This is a genomic window from Dysgonomonas sp. Shenzhen-Wh21 (assembly GCF_043392705.1).
Lineage (GTDB): Bacteria > Bacteroidota > Bacteroidia > Bacteroidales > Dysgonomonadaceae > Dysgonomonas.
The window spans coordinates 1-3,598 of the sequence record NZ_JAIXHZ010000009.1 but is presented as its reverse complement, the minus strand read 5'-3'; the positions used below and the strand labels follow the sequence as shown (position 1 = coordinate 3,598).

The window sequence follows — 3,598 nt, the reverse complement described above, 5'->3', positions numbered from 1 at the left end:
ATAATTTAATTGAATGAAAATAAGTAACCGTAGTGCAGCAATTATTTTGCTTTTCAATACTTCTTATTTACAGCTTGCACTACGGTTACTTATTTTCATTCAATTAAATTATTGTAAAAGTCTATCGTTGTGGTAATGACAGACTTTTATTTTTTTTATTTAATTGATCTTTTCTATTTTAAATCCTGCTTGCTGAACAGCTTTGACAATATCTGATTCCACAACCTCATCAGATATAACAGACAATACTTTATTTTTATCAGCTGTATCTACTTCCCATTTAGATATACCTTTCACAGAATCTAGATAAGGAGTCACTTTAGCTATACATCCTCCACAATTGATGCTTGTTTTGAATTTAAAAACGTTCTTTTCCATAATTATAATCTATAAGTTATTATTTATTCCATTTCAATCTCAAACTATTACTTACAACACTTACACTACTCAATGCCATTGCAGCTCCGGCTATCATAGGATTTAATAAGAACCCATTTATTGGATAAAGAACTCCTGCAGCCAAAGGAATACCAATTAAGTTGTATACAAACGCCCAAAATAGATTTTGGCGAATAGTGGCGACTGTTTGTTTTGATAATTTTATAGCTTCAGATATCTTTGTCAGATCTGAAGAGATAATGGTCATTTTAGCCACATCTATGGCGATATCACTCCCCTTTCCCATCGCAATACTCAAATCCGCCTGTGCTAATGCAGTACTATCATTTATACCATCTCCAACCATAGCCACAACTTTACCCTCTGACTGCAACTGCTTTACAAACTCAGCTTTATCCTGAGGCAAAACTTCTGCATGAAAATGATTTATACCTACTTTTGAAGCTATTTCTTTTGCTGTGGCATAATTATCACCTGTTAGCATATACACTTCTATACCTGAAGATTGAAGCTGTTGTATTGCTGATAAAGAAGTGGCCTTTATTTCATCTGTAATAGCTATTAAAGCAATGGCCTTTTTACTATCAGAAAACCATATCATAGTTTTTGAAGAATAGCTTGAATTTTCCATCTTTTCAAGGAGCAAATTATCGACAATTATGCCGTTTTCATCGATGAATTTCTTGTTTCCAACAAAATATTTTTCTCCATTAACAAGCCCAATCACACCCTTTCCTGTGATACTCTCAAAATCCAGAATAGGCACAGGAACAATACCAGCCAAATAATTTGTTACAGCATCAGCCAAAGGATGTTCAGATTGTTTTTCCAGGCTATACAAAACATCTTTTTTACTATCATCGCCACTCAGCCAATAAACATCAGTAACAACAGGTTTACCTTCTGTTATGGTTCCGGTTTTATCTAGCACTATGGCATCTACTTTTTTTGCTAACTCTAGACTTTCGGCATCCTTTATCAATATCCCTTTTTCGGCACCTTTTCCTATTCCCACCATAATAGCTGTAGGTGTAGCTAACCCCAAAGCACAAGGACAAGCGATGATTAACACGGTAACCAATGCCAAAATACCATGAGTAATGCCAGCAGAGCCTCCATATATAAGCCAAATAACAAGAGAAAGAACCGCAATAGACATGACTATGGGAACGAATATACCAGCTATTTTATCGACAAGTTTTTGTACAGGAGCTTTACTGCCTTGGGCATCTTGTACCATCCTGATAATTTGAGCGAGCATTGTATCTGCTCCAACTTTTTCGGCTTGGAACAAAAAAGCTCCTTTCTGATTTATTGTTCCGGCATACACCTTCTCGCCTTCTTTCTTTAATACAGGTATCGGTTCTCCACTAAGCATACTTTCATCAACATATGAGGAACCTTCTATGACAACTCCATCAACAGCAACTTTTTCACCGGGTTTCACTACTATTATATTGCCAATGTTTACGTGTTCTATAGGAAGTTCTATATAATTTCCATTTTCGGAAACTGTAACTGTTTTAGGTTGGAGCCCGATCAGTTTCTTTATCGATGAAGATGTATTCCCTTTGGCTTTTTCCTCTAATAATCGTCCAAGCAAGATAAATGCTATAATAACACAGGCAGCCTCGAAATAAACGTGAGGATGAACTCCCCTATCTAGCCAAAATTGAGGAAATAAGGTATTGAAGACACTAAACAGATATGCGACACTTGTACTCAAAGCAACCAATGTATCCATATTAGCCGAACGATGTTTCGCCTGCTTCCATGCGTTGATAAAGAAATCCCTTCCGAGCCAGAATATAACAGGTGTAGAAAGCACCCACATTATTTCATTGGCATACGGAATATCCATCAGAAACATACCGATAATAACAACAGGCAGAGAGAATATAGCTGCAAAGATTGTCTTTCTTTTCAGGACATTAAACTTCTTTTTATGTATATCTTCCAATGTATCTGCCGCAGTATCTTTGTCATCCTCTATTAACAAGTCATATCCGCCATCCTGAACGGCTGCTCGTATTTGTTCAGGGCTAATTATTTCGGGTTGGTATTCTACGCTTAGGGTTGCCGCAGCAAAATTGACTGAAGCATTGCTTACACCATCTAGCCCTTTTACTATGCTTTCGGCACTAATAGCACACGAAGCACAGCTCATTTGCAGCACAGGAAATGTTTTTTTTACTCTATTATCTGTTTTCATAATTGTATTCTTTTATGATGCAAATATGGAAACTATAGTTTGGAAGGCTGTTATACTATTCTTTGAAAAGTTTATGAGATTTACACCTCATCCAATGGTTTACGTTTGGTGGTTTTGATCTGTTTGAAGTGACTGGGTGTGAGTCCCGTTACTTTTTTGAACTGAGAGCTCAAGTGTGCCACACTCGAATAGTTTAATTTGAATGCAATTTCATTCAATGTCAATTCATCATATACGAGTAACTCTTTCACCCTCTCTATCTTTTGTGCTATAAAGTATTTTTCAATTGTTGTGCCTTCTATTTCCGAAAAGAGGTTACTGATATAATTATAATCATGATGAAGCTTATCGCTTATATAATCAGATAGATTCACCTTCAGATCATTATTATTATAATGCACCAGTTCTATAATTGCATTCTTGATTTGCTCTATCAGGCGTGCTCTTCTATCATCTATCAGAGCAAACCCCAAGCCTTCAAGTTTTTTACTCAACGCATCTTTCTGTTGAGGACTTAAACCTCCCGACAAGGTTACTTCACCTAATATAATAGATACAGGACTGATTCCCAGCTTTTCAAGTTCAGATTTCACAACCATAATGCAACGATTACAAACCATATTCTTTATATATAATTTTTCTTCTAACATATCCGCCTCCTAGTTTACTAACTATTTATATACAAAAATAACACCAAATAGTTCAATTATCAATGCTTGTCTTCTATTAGAAAAGGTGACAAAACAGAAAAACATAACACACTAATGAACAAAGAAATACAATCAAAAGGTGACAAAAGTGACAGATTACAATATATTTTTTAATGTGACCTTATTAATTACCTCTAATTATATAAAAGTTACTTTATATTAGATAATTATAATTACCTAATATAAACGATTGATAGTATTAATAAAACTAAATATAAAAAATAAAGAAAAGAATAGTGTGTAAGAAACAGCTAGAAGCTATAAAAACTTCTTAGAG

General features: G+C 34.9%; 3 protein-coding genes. All 3 read right to left on the bottom strand.

Features of this window, described 5'->3' with window-relative positions; genetic code table 11:
- Positions 1 to 159 precede the first annotated feature (159 nt).
- The 3 genes from LDB17_RS00250 to LDB17_RS00240 all read right to left on the bottom strand — a co-directional run bounded on the left by LDB17_RS00250 (position 160) and on the right by LDB17_RS00240 (position 3,261).
- Positions 160 to 378 (bottom strand): heavy-metal-associated domain-containing protein, encoded by a 219-nt coding sequence (locus LDB17_RS00250; RefSeq protein WP_252636460.1) that lies wholly within the window; start codon positions 376 to 378, stop codon positions 160 to 162.
- A gap of 19 nt (positions 379 to 397) precedes the next feature.
- Positions 398 to 2,611: a cation-translocating P-type ATPase gene (locus tag LDB17_RS00245; RefSeq protein ID WP_252636461.1), complete on the bottom strand. Its 2,214-nt coding sequence runs from the start codon at positions 2,609 to 2,611 to the stop codon at positions 398 to 400.
- An 80-nt stretch (positions 2,612 to 2,691) separates the two neighbouring features.
- Entirely contained in the window at positions 2,692 to 3,261 is a 570-nt protein-coding gene (locus LDB17_RS00240; RefSeq protein ID WP_252636462.1) for an AraC family transcriptional regulator, read from the bottom strand.
- Between the last annotated feature and the right edge of the window lie 337 nt (positions 3,262 to 3,598).